General features: G+C 72.1%; 14 protein-coding genes. 10 read left to right on the forward strand and 4 right to left on the reverse strand.

Annotated features, from left to right (window positions below):
- Positions 1-2 precede the first annotated feature (2 nt).
- Entirely contained in the window at positions 3-1,181 is a 1,179-nt protein-coding gene (locus tag ACIRP7_RS30135; protein WP_403665603.1) for an ROK family protein, read from the reverse strand.
- Positions 1,182-1,273: 92 nt separating this feature from the next.
- Between ACIRP7_RS30135 and ACIRP7_RS30140 the strand changes: the two genes are divergently transcribed.
- The 7 genes from ACIRP7_RS30140 to ACIRP7_RS30170 all read left to right on the forward strand — a co-directional run bounded on the left by ACIRP7_RS30140 (position 1,274) and on the right by ACIRP7_RS30170 (position 9,743).
- Positions 1,274-2,479: a serine hydrolase domain-containing protein gene (locus ACIRP7_RS30140; protein WP_403665605.1), complete on the forward strand. Its 1,206-nt coding sequence runs from the start codon at positions 1,274-1,276 to the stop codon at positions 2,477-2,479.
- Positions 2,480-2,547: 68 nt separating this feature from the next.
- Entirely contained in the window at positions 2,548-3,996 is a 1,449-nt protein-coding gene (locus ACIRP7_RS30145; protein WP_403665607.1) for a CAP domain-containing protein, read from the forward strand.
- A gap of 56 nt (positions 3,997-4,052) precedes the next feature.
- A complete protein-coding gene (locus ACIRP7_RS30150; RefSeq protein ID WP_403665609.1) occupies positions 4,053-4,730 on the forward strand; it encodes an AIM24 family protein in 678 nt (225 codons plus the stop codon).
- Positions 4,731-4,901: 171 nt separating this feature from the next.
- A complete protein-coding gene (locus tag ACIRP7_RS30155; protein ID WP_403665611.1) occupies positions 4,902-5,942 on the forward strand; it encodes a tetratricopeptide repeat protein in 1,041 nt (346 codons plus the stop codon).
- A complete protein-coding gene (locus ACIRP7_RS30160; protein ID WP_403665613.1) occupies positions 5,939-6,913 on the forward strand; it encodes a polyprenyl synthetase family protein in 975 nt (324 codons plus the stop codon). The genes ACIRP7_RS30155 and ACIRP7_RS30160 overlap by 4 nt, the downstream gene beginning before the upstream one ends.
- Positions 6,914-6,983: 70 nt before the next feature.
- A complete protein-coding gene (locus ACIRP7_RS30165; protein WP_403665615.1) occupies positions 6,984-7,943 on the forward strand; it encodes a threonine/serine dehydratase in 960 nt (319 codons plus the stop codon).
- Between the two features lie 171 nt (positions 7,944-8,114).
- Positions 8,115-9,743, forward strand: a complete 1,629-nt coding sequence (locus tag ACIRP7_RS30170; RefSeq protein ID WP_403665617.1) for a serine/threonine protein kinase — start codon at positions 8,115-8,117, stop codon at positions 9,741-9,743.
- On the opposite strand, the gene ACIRP7_RS30175 is transcribed toward ACIRP7_RS30170, so the two are convergent.
- A complete protein-coding gene (locus ACIRP7_RS30175) occupies positions 9,735-11,153 on the reverse strand; it encodes a serine hydrolase domain-containing protein (protein WP_403665619.1) in 1,419 nt (472 codons plus the stop codon). The two genes, ACIRP7_RS30170 and ACIRP7_RS30175, sit on opposite strands and share 9 nt — an antisense overlap.
- 87 nt (positions 11,154-11,240) lie before the next feature.
- Here ACIRP7_RS30175 and ACIRP7_RS30180 point away from each other — a divergent pair, with 87 nt between their 5' ends.
- From ACIRP7_RS30180 to ACIRP7_RS30190, 3 genes are all read left to right on the forward strand, one after another.
- Positions 11,241-12,212 carry an LLM class F420-dependent oxidoreductase gene (locus ACIRP7_RS30180; protein ID WP_403665621.1) on the forward strand — a complete coding sequence of 324 codons (972 nt, stop codon included), beginning with the start codon at positions 11,241-11,243 and terminating at the stop codon, positions 12,210-12,212.
- Positions 12,213-12,306: 94 nt separating this feature from the next.
- Positions 12,307-13,362, forward strand: coding sequence for a hypothetical protein (locus ACIRP7_RS30185; RefSeq protein ID WP_403665623.1), 1,056 nt, complete (start codon positions 12,307-12,309; stop codon positions 13,360-13,362).
- Between the two features lie 61 nt (positions 13,363-13,423).
- The gene (locus ACIRP7_RS30190) at positions 13,424-13,861 is read left to right on the forward strand and encodes an SsgA family sporulation/cell division regulator (protein ID WP_403665624.1); all 438 of its coding nucleotides are present in this window, start codon (positions 13,424-13,426) and stop codon (positions 13,859-13,861) included.
- A gap of 62 nt (positions 13,862-13,923) precedes the next feature.
- On the opposite strand, the gene ACIRP7_RS30195 is transcribed toward ACIRP7_RS30190, so the two are convergent.
- Positions 13,924-14,409 (reverse strand): DUF6328 family protein, encoded by a 486-nt coding sequence (locus ACIRP7_RS30195; protein ID WP_403665626.1) that lies wholly within the window; start codon positions 14,407-14,409, stop codon positions 13,924-13,926.
- Positions 14,410-14,492: 83 nt separating this feature from the next.
- On the reverse strand, positions 14,493-15,476 hold the full coding sequence (locus tag ACIRP7_RS30200; protein ID WP_403665628.1) for an aldo/keto reductase: 984 nt from the start codon (positions 15,474-15,476) through the stop codon (positions 14,493-14,495).
- Positions 15,477-15,505: the final 29 nt, after the last annotated feature.

Consider the following 15,505-nt stretch of genomic DNA (forward strand, 5'->3'; position numbering starts at 1 on the left):
TCTTAGCTGCTCGGGTCCGGGCTGATGAAGGACTGGATGGCGGTGGCGGCGGCGCCGCGCGCCCACTCCTCGAAGGGCAGTGGGCGGGTGCGGACGTCGCAGCGGGCGGCGGAGCCGAAGGCGGCCGCGACGAAGGCGTCGCGGATCTGCTCGGCGAACAGGTCGTAGGCGGCGAGTCCCTCGCCGGAGATGATCACGCGTTCGGGGCCGAGGAGGTTGGCGACGGTGGCGATGCCCCGGCCGATCGCCTCCCCCGCGCGCGCGTACACGTCCCGGGCCCCGGCGACACCCTCGCGGGCCAGGGCGAGGGCCGCTCGGGCGTCGGGGAGTTCGGCGCCGGTGGCCTCGCGGACCTGCCGGACGATCGCGGCCTCGCCCGCGATCGCCTCGACGCAGCCGCGGTTGCCGCAGTGGCAGAGCGGACCGGACGGATCGACGGTCACATGGCCGATCTCCCCGGCCACCCCGTGCGCCCCGGCGACCACCCGGCCGTGCACCACCAGGCCGCAGCCGATGCCGGCGCCCACGGTGACCACGGCGAAGTCGGACAGGCCCGCCCCGGCGCCGAACCACTGCTCGGCGACCGTCAGGGCGCGTACGTCGTTGTCGACGGTGACCGGCAACCCCGTGGTCATGGCGGCGAGTTCGGCGAGCGGGACCTCGCGCCACTCCAGGAAGGGCGAGTAGCGGACGGTGCCCTCGGCCCGGTCGACATCGCCGGAGACGGCTATGCCGAGGCCCAGGACGGGGGTGGTCGCGCCGTCCGTCTCGGCCAGGAGCTTCTGGGTGAGCTCGGCGATACTCGCGAGCACCGTCCTCGGGTCGCGGTCGGGCAGGGGCAGGTGCCGGGCGACTCGGACACGGCAGCACAGGTCGGTGACAACCCCGATGATCTCGTCGCCGGTGACCTTGACGCCGATGAACAGGGCCCGTCCGCCGTCGACCCGGACGAGGTTCGCGGGCCGGCCGAGAGCGGGCCGGGCCTCCTCGTCCGCGCCCTCCACCAGGTACCCGGCCTCGATGAGGGGACGGACCGCCTTGGTGACGGCGGCCGGTGACAGTCCGACACGCCGGGCCACCTCCAGACGGGTGAGGGGACCGTGGGACAGGACGGTCGTGAACACCTGTGAGGCGGCAGGGGTGTTGGCGGGGAACGTCTCGGCGCGGGTGGCGGGGCGCATGACCGGGAACCTAGGGGGATTCTTTTCCGACGTCAATAAAAGAAGCAGGATTGGCTGTGCCGTTGCTGTGACCAGTGAAGGAGAAGAGCCGTATGACATCAGCACGAGTGGTGGTCGGGACGGCGGCCGGAGCGGTCCTGCTGCCCCTTCTCGCGGTCCCCGCCCACGCCGAGTCACCCGGCGCCCCCGCGGTGGACCTCGCGGGTGTGCGGAGTGTGTTGAGTGCGGCTCAGGCGCAGGGCGCGCCGGGGTCCATGGCCCGGATCGACGACGGGGGCACGGTGTTCCGAGCCACGGTCGGCGTCGCGGACCGCTCGAGCGCGCGGGCGATGAGCGACGCCGACCGGTTCCGCATCGGCAGCGTCACCAAGACCTTCACCGCCGTCGTCCTGCTCCAACTGGTCGAGGAGGGCAAGCTGAAGCTCGACGCGCCGGTCAACCGGTACCTGCCCGGGCTGCTGCCGGACGACCGGATCACGGTGCGGCACCTCCTGGGCCACCGCAGCGGCCTGTACGACTACACGAACGACATGTTCGCCAAGACGGTCCCGGGCTTCGAGGCGGTCCGCAAGAAGGTCTTCACCCCCGGGGAACTGGTGAACCTCTCCCTGCAGCACCCGCGCACCAACGCGCCGGGTGCGGTGTACGCGTACTCGAACACCAACTTCGTCGTCGCCGGGATGCTCATCGAGAGGCTGACCGGGAACCCGGTGCGGACGGAGTACGAACACCGGATCATCGAGCCGCTGAAGCTGCGCGACACGTTCTACGTCCACCCCGGCATGAAGATCCCCGGCCCGCACGCGCGCGGCTATCTGACCCCGGACCAGGCGGGCGCCCCGCTCGTCGACGCGACCGAACAGACCGTGTCGTGGGCGCAGAGCGCGGGCGCGCTCATCTCCAGCACCCGGGACCTGAACACCTTCCTGTCCGCGCTGCTCGGCGGCCGGCTCACCTCGGCCGCGCAACTGGCCCAGATGGAACGGTGGATGCCGTCGGGAAGCAGCCAGGCGTACGGTCTCGGGCTGCGCCGTCGCGATCTGTCGTGCGGGGTCTCGGTGTACGGGCACACCGGTGCCGTGCAGGGCTTCTACACGTACGCGTTCGCCTCGAAGGACGGCAAGCGCACGCTCGCGGCGGTCGCCAACACGTCCAACAACGGCACGGTCCTCAACACGATGCTGCGCACCCTGGACTCCGCGTTCTGCGGCAAGGCGGTCAAGTCGGTCAAGGCTCCGCGCGGCAAGGCTCCGGTGGAGCGGCACGAGGACATGGCGCCGGCGCTCACGCTGGACTGAGCGCACTCCGGGAACCCCTGTGCCCCGGTGTGCGTTCTCCCAGCGAACGACGACATCAGGGCGGCACGATGGGCGAGTTGGTCCCCGGGGGCAATCTGCCCCTCCCCGATGGGGCAGTCACCGTGCGGGTGTCCGGCCCCTTCGATGTCTCCGCCCTCGTCACGGACGAGGGCGGCAAGGTTCGGGGCGACGCGGACTTCGTGTTCTACAACCAGCCCGTCGTGCCCGGCGCCCGGCTCTCCGGCGACGCGCTGACCGTCGATCCCCGGCGACTGCGCGCCGGCGCCACCAGGGTCACGGTGGTCGTCAGCCCGGCCGACCCCGGCACTCCCCTGGGCCGGCTGCCCGCCCCGGTCCTCCAGGTCACGGGCGCCGGCGGTCGCCCGCTGGCCCGGTTCGCGCCACCGCGGCCCAGGCAGGAGACCGTACTGCTGCTCGCGGAGATCTACCGGCGGGGCGACGGCTGGAAGCTGCGGGCGCTCGGACAGGGGTACGCGGACGGACTGGCGGGGCTGGTGCGGGACTTCGGGGTGGACGTCGTCGACGACACACCGATGCCCGCGACGCCTTCCGCGTCACTGACGGCACCGGGGACAGGGCGGGCCACCGCAACCCCGCCCGCCGCGGGAGCACACCCTGCGGGGTCACCTTCGCCATCGAGGACTGGCTCTGTCGCTCCTACCCCGGCGCGGGCGACGCCCACGGCACCGGGAGCACCGCCTGCCGCCGCGCCCGCCCCCGATCTGGCGACCTTCCTCTCACTCGTCAACTCCGCCCGCGCCACGGCCGGTTCACCCCCGGTCACGCTCGACCCCCGGCTCACCGAAGCCGCCCGCCGCCACGCCTCGGCCATGGCCTCCGCGGGCCGGCTCGGTGTCGACGGTCCCGACGGTGTCTCCGTCTTCCAGCGGCTCACCGCCACCGGATACGCGTTCATCACCCTCGGCGAGCACCTCGTCTCCGGCCCCCGCAACCAGTCCGAGCTCGTCGAGTACTGTCTGCGCACCGAGCAGCCCCGGCGGACCCTGCACGACCCGGCCTTCCGCCACGTCGGACTGGCCCACGCCACCAAGGGCCGCTCGGGCGACACGTACTGGACAGCCCTGTGGGCCAGGCCGCTCACCCCCGCCGACCTGACGCGGACCTGCGAGGAGGTCGTCGGCCTCACCAACCGCGAGCGCGCCCGCGCCGGTCTGCCGCCGCTCGCCGTCGATCCCCTGCTGGCCCGTGCCGCACAGGCGTACAGCACCGACATGGCGGTCCGCGCCTTCTACTCCCACACCTCGCCGGAGGGCACCCAGCCCTGGGACCGGGCCGCCGCCGCGGGCTCCGGCCGCCGCTCGATCGGGGAGAACATCGCGTGCGGCCAGCGCTCCGCCGCCGAGGTCGTCGAAGGCTGGATGAACAGTCCCGGCCACCGCGCCAACATCCTCAAGCCCGGCTTCACCCACATCGGGATCGGGTTCGCGGGCGGCGGCCCGGCGGGCACGTACTGGACCCAGCTGTTCGGCGCCTGATTCCCGTACCGGACGGGATCTTGGCGGAGGGGATCCCTCCGGGCCAGGATGCCCCCATGAAGGGTGACCTCTTTTCCAGTGAGCACATGGTGCAGCCGGCCACCGCGCCGGGCATGACGGTCGAGAACTCCAAGTGCATCAGGTACGCGGTGCACGGCGAGATGCTCGCCCGTCAGGGGGCAATGGTCGCCTACCGCGGCAATCTCCAGTTCGAACGCAAGGGCCAGGGCGTGGGCGGCATGCTCAAGCGGGCCGTCACCGGCGAGGGACTGCCGCTGATGGCGGTGCGCGGACAGGGCGAAGCCTGGTTCGCTCACGAGGCACAGAACTGTTTCGTCGTCGATGTGGAACAGGGCGACGAGTTCACGGTCAACGGCCGCAACGTCCTGTGCTTCGACGCCTCGCTGGCCTACCGGATCTCGACCGTCAAGGGCGCCGGCATCGCCGGCGGCGGTCTGTTCAACAGCGTCTTCACGGGCCACGGCAGGCTCGGTCTCGTCTGCGAGGGCAACCCGCTGGTGATCCCGGTCTCGCCGGAGTTCCCCGTGTACGTCGACACGGACGCGGTCGTCGGCTGGACGGCGGGCCTGGGCACCTCGCTGCACCGCTCGCAGTCCATCGGCTCGATGCTGCGCGGCGGTTCCGGCGAGGCGGTGCAGCTGATGCTGCAGGGTTCGGGCTATGTCGTCGTACGGCCGAGCGAGGTGACCCCGCAGAAGGCGCAGCAGCACTGAGGCCCCGGGCAGTGATCTGCGCCTCACAGGCAACCCGTCCGGCTCCGTCCACGTCTTGACCGGCAACGGACGACGCCCCGGCCTCCGGGTCGGGGCTCATTTTCAAGGCGCTATACACACCATGTATACACCGCATGTAGAGATGGTGTGTATACGGACGGAAAGGCATACATGTACGGCAAGGCATTCGCCCCGGAGTACCAGGGCGCGCTCACCGCTCTCTCCGTGAACTCCTCGCTGGACGACGTCCTGGCCGCCGGCACCGAGCAGTTGAGAGCAGCCGAGCGGGCCGGACGGCACGGGGAGGCGGCCCGCTCCGGACTCGCGGTCGCCGAGGCGCAGCGCAGGCTCGGCCGGGTCGCCGACGCCGACCGGGCCTGGAAGGCGAGTTACCGGGCCGCCCGCCGGGCCGGGGACACCGCGGGCATGGCCTGGGCGCTGTGGAGCGGCGGCACGCTGGCCCGGCAGCGGGGCGGCTTCGCCCTGGCCCGGCGACTGCTGGGGCTCGCGGCCGAGCTCGGTGAGCGGGGCGGGGATGTCGTGGTGCGCGGTTACTCGCTGGCGGGTCTTGCCGAGACCGGCCGCATCCAGGGCGACTACGAGGCCGTCGGCCGGCTGCACGAGCAGTTGCTGGCCGAGGCCAGGCGGCGCGGCGAGGCACGGCACACGGTGTGGGCGCTGTCCGGCATCGCGCAGATGCACCGCAACACCGGCTCCTACGACACCGCGTTCGCCATGTTCGAGGAAGCGGCGCAGATCGCCGCGGGCGCCGACGACCGGCGCGGTCACGCCTGGGCGCTGCGCGGGCTCGCCGACCTCGCCTCGGTGCGCGACGGCGACACCGAACGGGCCCTCGCGCTGCTGTCCGAGGCGGAGACGACGTGCCGGGAGATGAACCTGTCCAGCGCGCTGGCCTACAACCACAAGATGCGCGGCAACGTCCTTTATCGGGCCGGGCGTTACCCGGAGGCCCGCGACCTGTACGAGCAGGCGCTCGCCGAGTTCCGTGCCATGAGCGAACCTCGCGGGGAGGCTTTGGCCCGGCTGGGACTCGCCAAGGCACTGGCCCGCCTGGGCCGCGACCGAGCCGAGACCGCGGCCGAACTGGACGACCTGGCCCGCGTGCTGGAGCGGACCGGGCTGCGGCACGCGCGGGAGATGGTGACGCGGGCCCAGGAGGAGTTCGGCGTGCGGACGGAGGCGGTTCTGTGACGACCGTCGCTGTTCCCGAAGTCCTCGCCCGTTGCCGCGAGTTGGTGCAGCCGGCGCTCCAGGAGGCGGTCGGCCGGCTGCACCCCTGGGTGAGCGAGATGGCCGCCTACTCCTTCGGCTGGTGCGAGGTCGGCGGCGCCCCGGCCGAGGCCTCCGGGGGCAAGGGCGTACGGCAGGCGCTCGCCGTGCTGGGTGCCGAGGCGGCCGGCGCGCCCGGGCGGGCCGGGGTGCCCGCGGCGGTCGCGGTGGAGCTGGTGCACGTCTTCTCGCTGCTCCACGACGACATCATGGACGGCGACCCGGCCCGGCGCGGCCGCCCCACGGTGTGGAAGGCCTACGGCACCGGACCCGCCGTCCTCGCGGGAGACGCCCTGTTCGCGCTCGCCGTCGAGATCCTCGCCGACGCCGGCTCCGACGCCGTACGCATGCTGTCCGCTGCCCTGTCCGACCTGGTGCGGGGTCAGGCGGACGACCTCCTGTTCGCCACGCGCCCCTGGACGGGACCGGAGCGGGTGCGATCGGCGGAGTACCGGGCCATGGCCGAGCACAAGACCGGGGCGCTGCTGGGCTGCGCCGCGGCGCTGGGCGCCCTGCTCGGCGGGGCGCCCCCGGCCGAGGTGGCCGCGCTGGACCGGGCGGGACGGCATCTGGGGGTCGCCTTCCAGATCGTCGACGACGTCCTGGGCATCTGGGGCGATCCCCTGGTCACGGGCAAGCCCGTGCACGGTGATCTGCGGGAACGGAAGAAGACGTTCCCGGTGCTGGCCGCGCTCGACTCGCCGACTCCCGCGGCGGCGCGGCTGGGGCGGCTCCTGGAGTCGGACGGGCCCCTGCCCGAGATCGCGGCCCTGATCGAGCAGTGCGGCGGCAGATCGGCCGCGCTCGCCGAGTCCCGCCGTCACCTCGCGGCCGCGGAGTCGGCGTACCAGCTGCGTCCTTTGCTGGACTACCTGCTGCGGCGCGATCTCTGAGGGCCGGTTGACCTGCGCCGCCCGCGGGGACAGGGTTCGAGAAGAGCACTCCCCGCCGGAAGGAACAGTCTTGATCGGGATCACGGACATCGAGCAGCAGGCCGGGCTGATCGCCGGACACGTCGTACGTACTCCCACCCTGCCCAGCCCCGGTCTGTCCGCGCTGCTCGGCGCTCCGGTCACCGTCAAGCTCGAACTGCTCCAGCGCACCGGCTCGTTCAAGGCGCGCGGCGCGACGGCCAAGCTGCTGTCGCTGAGCGAGGCGGAGCGGGCGGCCGGGGTCGTGGCGGTCAGCGGCGGCAACCACGGGATCGCCCTGGCCCACATGGCGGCGGCCCTCGACGTCAAGGCGACGGTGGTCATGCCGCGTTCGGCGCCAGCCCGGTCCGTGGAGATCGTCGAGGCGACCGGGGCCTCGCTGCGGCTGACCGACGACATGGACGGCGCTTTCTCGCTCGTGAACCGGCTGCGGGACGAGGGGCTGACGCTGGTCCACCCCTTCGACGACCCGCTGGTGATCGCGGGGCAGGGGACGGTGGGACTGGAGTTCGCCGAGGACGCGGGCGAGCTCACCGACGTCCTCGTCAGCGTCGGGGGCGGTGGTCTGATCGCCGGGGTCGCGGCGGCGCTGCGGGCGCGTCGTCCGGATGTCCGAGTTTGGGGGGTGGAGACCGAGGGCGCCGAGGCCATGTCCCGGGCCCTCGCCGCGGGCGGGCCGGTGCCGGTGGCGCTGTCCTCCGTCGTGTCCACGCTGAGCGCACCGTCCGTCTCGCAGCTGACGTACGACCATGTGGCGGCTCTGGTCGCCGAGGTCCTCGTGGTCCCGGACCGGGAGGCCGTGCGGGGCTGCCTCGACCTCGCCGACCACGCCAAGGTGTGGGGCGAACCCGCGGCGGGGTGTCTCCTGCCTGCCGCCCGCAAGGTGCTGGAGCGGGTCGGGGAGGACTGCCGACTGGGTCTCGTCGTGTGCGGCGGCAACGCGACGACCGCCGACGTGATGGCCTGGGCCGGGCGGTTCGGGCTGCGGTGAGAGAGGTGCGGTGAGAGACGTGCTCGACTGCGTTCGCTCTACTGACTTGTGAGTCAGAAATCGAGCATACGGAAAGCGGATTCCCTCGGTTGTCGATTTGATTGAACACACCCCGCCGCACCCGCCGTACCTCTGTGAAAGGTGAGAGCCAGGGGTTCAGCGAGGGATGACATGGTCAAGGCGCACGTCTCCACACACGAGTTGGTCGCAGGACGGTACCGGCCCCTGGACGTCCTGCACCGCGAGACCAATCGGACCTGCTGGTACGGCGAGGACGTCTCGACCGAACGCCCCTGCCTGCTCACCGAGATCGGGCTGCCGGCCGGCACGGACGAGGAGACCTCGCTGCGCACCGCCGCGGGAGTCGTCCGGATGTCCAAGACCATGCGGATCCTCTCCCCCGGCCGGATCGCCTCGGTCGTGGACGCCTTCACTCAGGAGGGCAGCCTGTGGACCGTCACCGAGCCGGTCGACGGCATCCCGCTGGGGGAACTCCTCGGGCGGCAGGGGACGTTCGACCATGTGCGGGCGGCCCGCATCGGCCTGGAGCTGCTGGAGGTGCTGGAGGCGGCGCACAGCGAGGGCATCACCCACGGTGAGCTCAGTCCGGGCCAGGTGTTCGTGCACCATCAGGGTTCGGTCGTCGTCACCGGCTTCGGTCTGGCCGGCGCCACCCTCGCCCCGCGGCTCTCGGCACCGTCGTACGCCTCCCCGGAACAGGCCCGTGACGAGCGCATCGGGCCGGCCGCCGACCTGTGGGCGCTCGGCGCGATCCTCTACACGCTGGTCGAGGGACGTCCGCCGTTCCGTGACCGCGACCGTCCCGCGGCCACCCTGAAGGGGGTCGACCGCCTGCCGCTCAGGGCCCCGGTGCGAGCCGGGCCGCTCACCCCGACCGTGCAGGGGCTGCTGCGCAAGAACTCGCAGGAACGGCTGAGCCGCACGGCCGTACGGGGCGCCCTTCTGAGGGTCCTCGACGAGGATCCCGAAGCGGCCCCTGTGGAGGAGCCCAGGGCCCGGCTGCGCGTCCTGCCCGGCGTGGCCCCGGGGCGCGGCAGTCGGCTCCTCATCGCGGGGACCGCCCTGGCCGTCGTCACGGTGGCCGCCGCCGTCCTCACGGTCACCAAGGCACTGCCCGACGGCGACAGCGGGACGACCGGCGAGGCGCCCGCCGCGTCGGCCTCCGCCTCCGCGCCCGCCCCGGCGCCCGCGATTCCCTCCCCGTCGTTCACGGCCCCCGGAAACCGCACCGACGAGAACTCCGGCCCGCCCGCCTCGCCGACGCCCACGCCGAGCCCGAGCAGGACGGCCACCGCCACCGCGGGCACGGGGCTGCCGCCCGGGTACAGCGAGTACCGCTCCCCCGAGGGCTTCTCCCTCGCCCTGCCCAAGGGCTGGAAGCCGTTGGAGACCTCGCGCCAGGAGGACCTGGCGTACCGCGTCACCTTCGGCGCCTCCGGTGACCCGCGCACGCTCGCCGTCACCTACAGCAAGGCCGTCGGGACGGATGCCGTGGCGGTGTGGCGCGACGACGTGGAGCCGGGGCTGAAGGACCACCCCGGCTACGAGCGTCTCGGTGACATCCGCGCGACCACGTACCAGGACCGCGAGGCCGCCGACATGCAGTGGGTCGAGGACGCCGACGGCACCCGGGTGCGCACCTTCGGCCGCGGTTTCCTCATCGGCGGGGGCCGCGGCTACTCACTGCGCTGGACGACGCCGGCGGCCGACTGGAACGACGACGCGAACCAGGAGGCGCTGGACACCTTCCTGAGCACCCTCCACGTGCCCTCAGACTGAGCGCGGCGCCCGCAACCGCCGCAGCAGCGGACCGCCGTGCAGGGGCTGGGTGCGCCAGCGCGCGGTGAACGTCCGGTCGCCGAGCGCGCACGTCACGAGCAGGTGGTGCGGGGTCTCCAGGAACGCCAGGTCGAGGGCGAGGGTCCCCGCGTCGGTCCAGCCACCGCTCACCGCGACGGGCACGGGCTCGTCGACGACCGTCCAGCCGCTCTCCCCGGCTCCGAGCCCCAGTTCCAGCCGCTCGCCGTCGTCGACAAGGGTGACCCGGCCGCCCGAGTCCACCTCGATCGCGGTCAGAGTCGGCTGGTCGGCGCACGTACCACCGGAGGGCGTGAACACGCCGGTGCTCCCCACGGGGGCGGTCTTGCCCTCCGCCGGGGGCAGGGCGAGTCGGGCCAGCCGGTCGGCCAGGGCCGCGTCCGCCGCCCCACCGCCCGGCAGCGCGCCGCTACCGAAGGCGGGGAGCAGGTGCTCCCACACCAGGTCCAGGACCTTCTGCATGTCCAGGGTCTCGGAGGTGATCGCGAGCACCGCGTCCTGCTCGGGCAGCACCACACAGAACTGCCCGTACACCCCGTCCCCGCGGTAACCGTGGCGGGCCATCCAGAACTGGAAGCCGTAGCCCTGCTGCCAGTCCGCCCAGTCCCCCACCGGCGGTGCCTCGTGCGCGATCTGGACCCGGGTCGCCTCGGCCACCCACGACTCAGGCAGCAGCCGCTTGCCCTCCCACACCCCGCCCCGCAGATACAGCAGGCCGAGCCGGGCGATGGCGTCGGTCGTGGCGTGCAGTCCGCTGAAGCCGAGCTCGCGGCCGCTGCGGTCGGCGATCCAGGCCACCTCGCCGATGCCGAGCGGCTCGAACAGCCGGGGGCGCAGGTAGTCGGTGAGCTTCTGGCCCGTGACCCGCTGGACGATCGCGGCGAGGGTGTAGGTGGCGGGCTGGTTGTAGGCGAACACGGTGCCCGGGTCCTTGTCCGGCGGGACCAGCAGGAAGCCCCGGACGAGCTCGTCGCGGTCCTCTGCGCGCGCCCGGTCCAGCGTCTCCTCCACATGACCGCTGGCCATCGACGCCACATGGCGGACGAGCATCGTGCGGCTGCGCGGGTCGGTGATGTCGGCCTCGAACTCCGGGAAGTACGAGATCACCGGGTCGTCCAGCCGGATCAGCCCCTCGGCGACGGCGAACCCGGCGGCCGTGGCCGTGAAGCTCTTGCTGAGCGAGTAGAGGAGCTGGGGCCGGTCCGGGGCGTACGGCGCCCACCAGCCGGAGGCGACGACCTGACCGTGGCGCAGCAGCATCAGGCTGTGCGGCTCGAGGTGCGGTTCGGCTTCGAGGGCGTCGAGGAAGGCCTGGATGCCGGCCGCGTCGACGCCCTGGGCGGCGGGGGTGCTCGTGGGCAAGGAACTCATGGGCACATCCTCTCCCCGTTCACCGGTCTTGATCGAGAGGGCCTAGGAAGCCCGTTTTCCCCTCCGGTCACCGGGGACTCGGATCCCATGGTGCAAATCGGATACACGATGATGACCGAACAGGCCGGCCCCCGTGAACTGGTGGGCCATGTGGTGCGGGCCGAGGAGGTGGGTTACGACTTCTCGGTGACCTCGGACCACTACTTCCCGTGGCTGCGGACGCAGGGACACTCGCCGTACGCGTGGAGCGTGCTCGGGGCGGCCGCCCAGGCGACCTCGCGCATTCCGCTGATGACGTACGTGACCTGTCCCTCCTTCCGCTATCACCCGGCGGTGGTGGCGCAGAAGGCGGCGACCATGCAGCTGCTGTCGGAGGGCCGGTTCCGGCTGGGACTGGGCTCGGGCGAGAACCTCAACGAGCATGTGGTCGGCGGCGGCTGGCCGTCGGCCGACGTGCGGCACGAGATGCTGGAAGAGGCGGTGGAGATCATCCGCGCGCTGTTCGAGGGCGGTCATGTCAACCACCGGGGAAAGCACTTCGACGTGGAGTCGGCCCGGCTGTGGGACCTGCCGGACGAGCCGCCGCAGATCGGGCTTGCCGTCTCGGGCGAGCAGTCGTGCGCCCTGGCCGGCCGTCTCGCCGACCTCGTCATCGCCACGGAGCCCAAGGCGGGCCTGCTCGACGCGTTCGACCGCAACGGCGGCGAGGGCAAGCCGCGGGTGGGACAGCTGCCCGTCTGCTACGACCCCGACCGGGACACGGCGATCAAGCGGGCACACTCCCAGTTCCGCTGGTTCGGCAACGGCTGGAAGGTCAACTCGGAGCTGCCGCACCCGGACGCGTTCGAGTCGGCCACCCAGTTCGTCACGCCCGACGACGTCGCGGCGTCGATCCCGTGCGGTGACGACCCCGACGCCTTCGTCGAGGCCGTACGGCCGTACGCGGAGGCGGGTTTCACCGAGGTCGCGCTGGTGCAGATCGGCGGCGACTCGCAGCCGGAGTTCCTCGACTGGTCGGAGAAGACGCTGCTGCCCGCGCTGCGCGACGCGTTCGCCTGAGCGGGTCGGCCGCCGGGGTGGTACCCGGGGAGTGCAATAGGCTTCCGACCCGCACATCGTGCGGTCCGAACGAGCCTGCCCAGGAGAAACACCCGTGACCCTAGCGATCGACCCGTCCGAGACGTCCTCCGAAACCCCGGCCCAGACGTCCGGCGCGCCCCTGTCCGACCTCGTCGCGCGCGACGCCCGCGAGTTCGGGGTCTACGCGCGGACCGGCGGATGGGCCTTCGCCCTGATGGTGGCGCGCAGCGTGCGGCCCGGCGGCCAGAGCGCGGACGAGACGCCGAAGGTGTCCGCGAAGGAGTTCGCCGAGCTCGCCGGCTGCTCGCCCGAACGCGTCATGCGCTACTACAAGGCCTGGGACCGGGCCGCCGACGACGGCATGGTCCCGCACTTCGAGGCGCTGGCCCCGGGCCAGGAGGTGGAGCTGCCGGACGCGGACGTGTGGCTCGACTACTACGTCTCCCGCAACAGCGCGACCTCCGAGCGCGGCACCGCCATCGCCGAGGCCGCTCAGGCCGAGGGCATCCGGCCGACGAAGGCCCTGGAAGTCGCCGAGAACCCGACCGCGCTGCGCGCCGCGATCCTCGCGGACCCCTCCACCGCCCGGGCCGCGCGCAGCGCGCTCCTCGACCGGATCAAGGAGGACCCCGAGCTCCAGGCCTCGCTGGCCCGCGACGTGGTGCGCACGGACGACCTGAAGAAGGCCGTCGCCACCGAGAGCAGGGCGGCCGACCGGATCGGATACGTCCGCCAGATCGCCGAGTCCGGGCAGGTCAAGACGCCGGCCGGGCAGACCATCGACGCGCCCGTGGACCTGCGCCAGGAGGCCGAGCGGCACCTGTCGCTCCTCGAGGAGCTGGAGGAGGACGAGGACACCGGCGAGTGGGCGGCCGAGGCCTTCGACACCATGAAGTCCCTCGTCGCCGAGGCCGTGGAGGCCGATCCCGAACTCCGGGTCCAGGAGCGGCGGACGAAGTTCTACAACAGCCTCCAGAAGGCCACCAAGGTGTTCGAGGAGCTGACCTTCGACGACGCCCAGGACTTCTACGAGGACGACATGGTCCAGCAGCTGGAGGAACTCCAGCAGGCCATCGCCTCGTGCATCACGGCCTTGCGCGGTGCGAAGGCAAATCACCCGGACGGCTGAGCATCTTGGGCGCAGGAGGGGTACTAGAGGGCTCTACGTCGTTCTTCCCGGAGGCCTCCAGGTGAACTCCTTCGTCCACAGAACCGCGCACAAGACTCTGGTCGTGCAACTGCAGGCGGGCGGCACGGGCCGATGCCCCGTGCTCGCCCACCTGGGGTACGACGCGGCGGACCCGTTCGCCGTCACCGCGGTGTTCAGCCATGACGGCCGGGTGCTGGCGCGGTGGCGGCTGGACCGGGAGATGCTCGCCGAGGGCCTGTGCGGTCCGGTCGGGGTCGGGGACGTGCGGCTCAGCCCCGTTTCGACCGGTGTCTGGGAGGAACTGCGCATGGAGTTCTTCGGCGACGCCCGCCCCGACGGGGGCCGCCAGCACGCCGTGGTCTTCGCGTGGGCCCCGGCCGTGGCGTCCTTCCTGCGCGAGACCCGCGAGATCGTGCCGCCGGGACGGGAAGAGGTCAGAGTGGACGACTTCCTGGCCTCGGTCATCGCGGGCGGCTGAACCGGAGGGGGGCCGCCGTCGCGGCCCCCCTCCGGTTCAGCCCGAGCCTGACGGGCCGCGCGTCACTTCGTCGTGTAGCGGCGCCGGGTCCACAGGGGCACGCCGAACCAGCACACCAAGTACCAGGCCACTACTGCCGTGACGAGCCAGGGCACCCAGGCGTCGTGAGTCGCCACCCGCAGGATCAGCAGCAGGGCGCACGTCATGGTCGTCAGCAGGAGGACCAGCCCCACGAAGGTCAGCCGGGAGGCGATCCGCACGGCCTGGGGTTTGATGCGCCGCCCCGAGACGAGGCGGTGCAGGGAGACCGGCCCTATGAGGGCTCCGGTGGCGCACGAGCCGAGGACGACGGTCACGATGTAGATGACCTGGTCGGTGTGGGCCAGGTGGTCGTATTTCGGAGTGAACACCACGGTCAGCAGGAAGCCGAACAGGATCTGCACGCCTGTCTGCGCTACGCGGATCTCCTGGATGAGTTCGCCCCACATGCGGTCCGCGCGCTCTTCCTCGGTTTCGTCGCGGCCCGTCCGTCTCACCGTCTCCACCATGCGGAACGGGTATCCGGTTACTGATCTTTCAAACAGCGCGGCTCCGGGAGCGGCGAGCGGCCGGATCCCGGAGCCGGGCGGGTTCACCAGCGGTGCTCGACCTGGTCCTTGATACGGCGGTCGTAGAGGTCGCGGACGGCCGCGAGGGTGTCCTCGGACAGCGGCGGCAGCTTGGCGGCGGCCGCGTTGGCACGGGCCTGCTCGGGGCTGCGGGCGCCGGGGATGACGGTGGTGACGCCGGGCTGCTCGATGATCCACCGCAGGGCGAGCTGGGCCGGGGTGTAGCCCTCGGGCGCCAGTGCGGAGAACTCGGCGGCGGCCTCGACACCGGTCGCGTAGTCGACGCCGGAGAAGGTCTCGCCGACGTCGAAGGCCTCGCCGTGCCGGTTGTAGGCACGGTGGTCGTTCTCCGGGAAGACCGTGTCCTTGGTGTACTTGCCGGACAGCAGGCCCGAGGCCAGCGGGACCCGGGCGATGATGCCGACGCCCGCCTCCCGCGCGGCGGGCAGCACCTCGCGCAGCGGCTTCATGCGGAAGGCGTTGAGGATGATCTGCACGCTCGCCACACCGGGCCGGGCGATCGCGGTCAGCGCCTCCTGGCAGGTCTCCACACTGACGCCGTAGTGGGCGATGCGCTCCTCCTCGACCAGGGTGTCGAGAGCGTCGAACACCTCGTCCGTGGAGTACACGGGCGTCGGCGGGCAGTGCAACTGGACCAGGTCGATGCGGTCGACGCCGAGGTTGCGGCGGGAACGGTCGTTCCAGGCGCGGAAGTTGTCGAGGACGTAGTTCTCGGGGATCTGGTCGACGCGGCGGCCCATCTTGGTCGCGACCAGCACATGCAGGTCGGGCCTGCCGCTCAGGAACGCGGCGATGGTCTGCTCGCTGCGTCCGTCGCCGTACACGTCCGCGGTGTCGAGGAAGGTGACCCCCGACTCGGCTGCCGCCTCCAGCACCGAGAGGGCTTCCTTGTCGTCGACGTCTCCCCAGTCGGCCCCCAACTGCCAGGTGCCGAGTCCGATCACGGATGCGTGCTGCTGCGACCTGCCGAATGTGCGCTCGTCCATGGTGTCAGTCTGTCATCCGTCGCCGACCT

The sequence above is a fragment of the Streptomyces sp. NPDC102270 genome, from assembly GCF_044766405.1.
GTDB lineage: Bacteria > Actinomycetota > Actinomycetes > Streptomycetales > Streptomycetaceae > Streptomyces.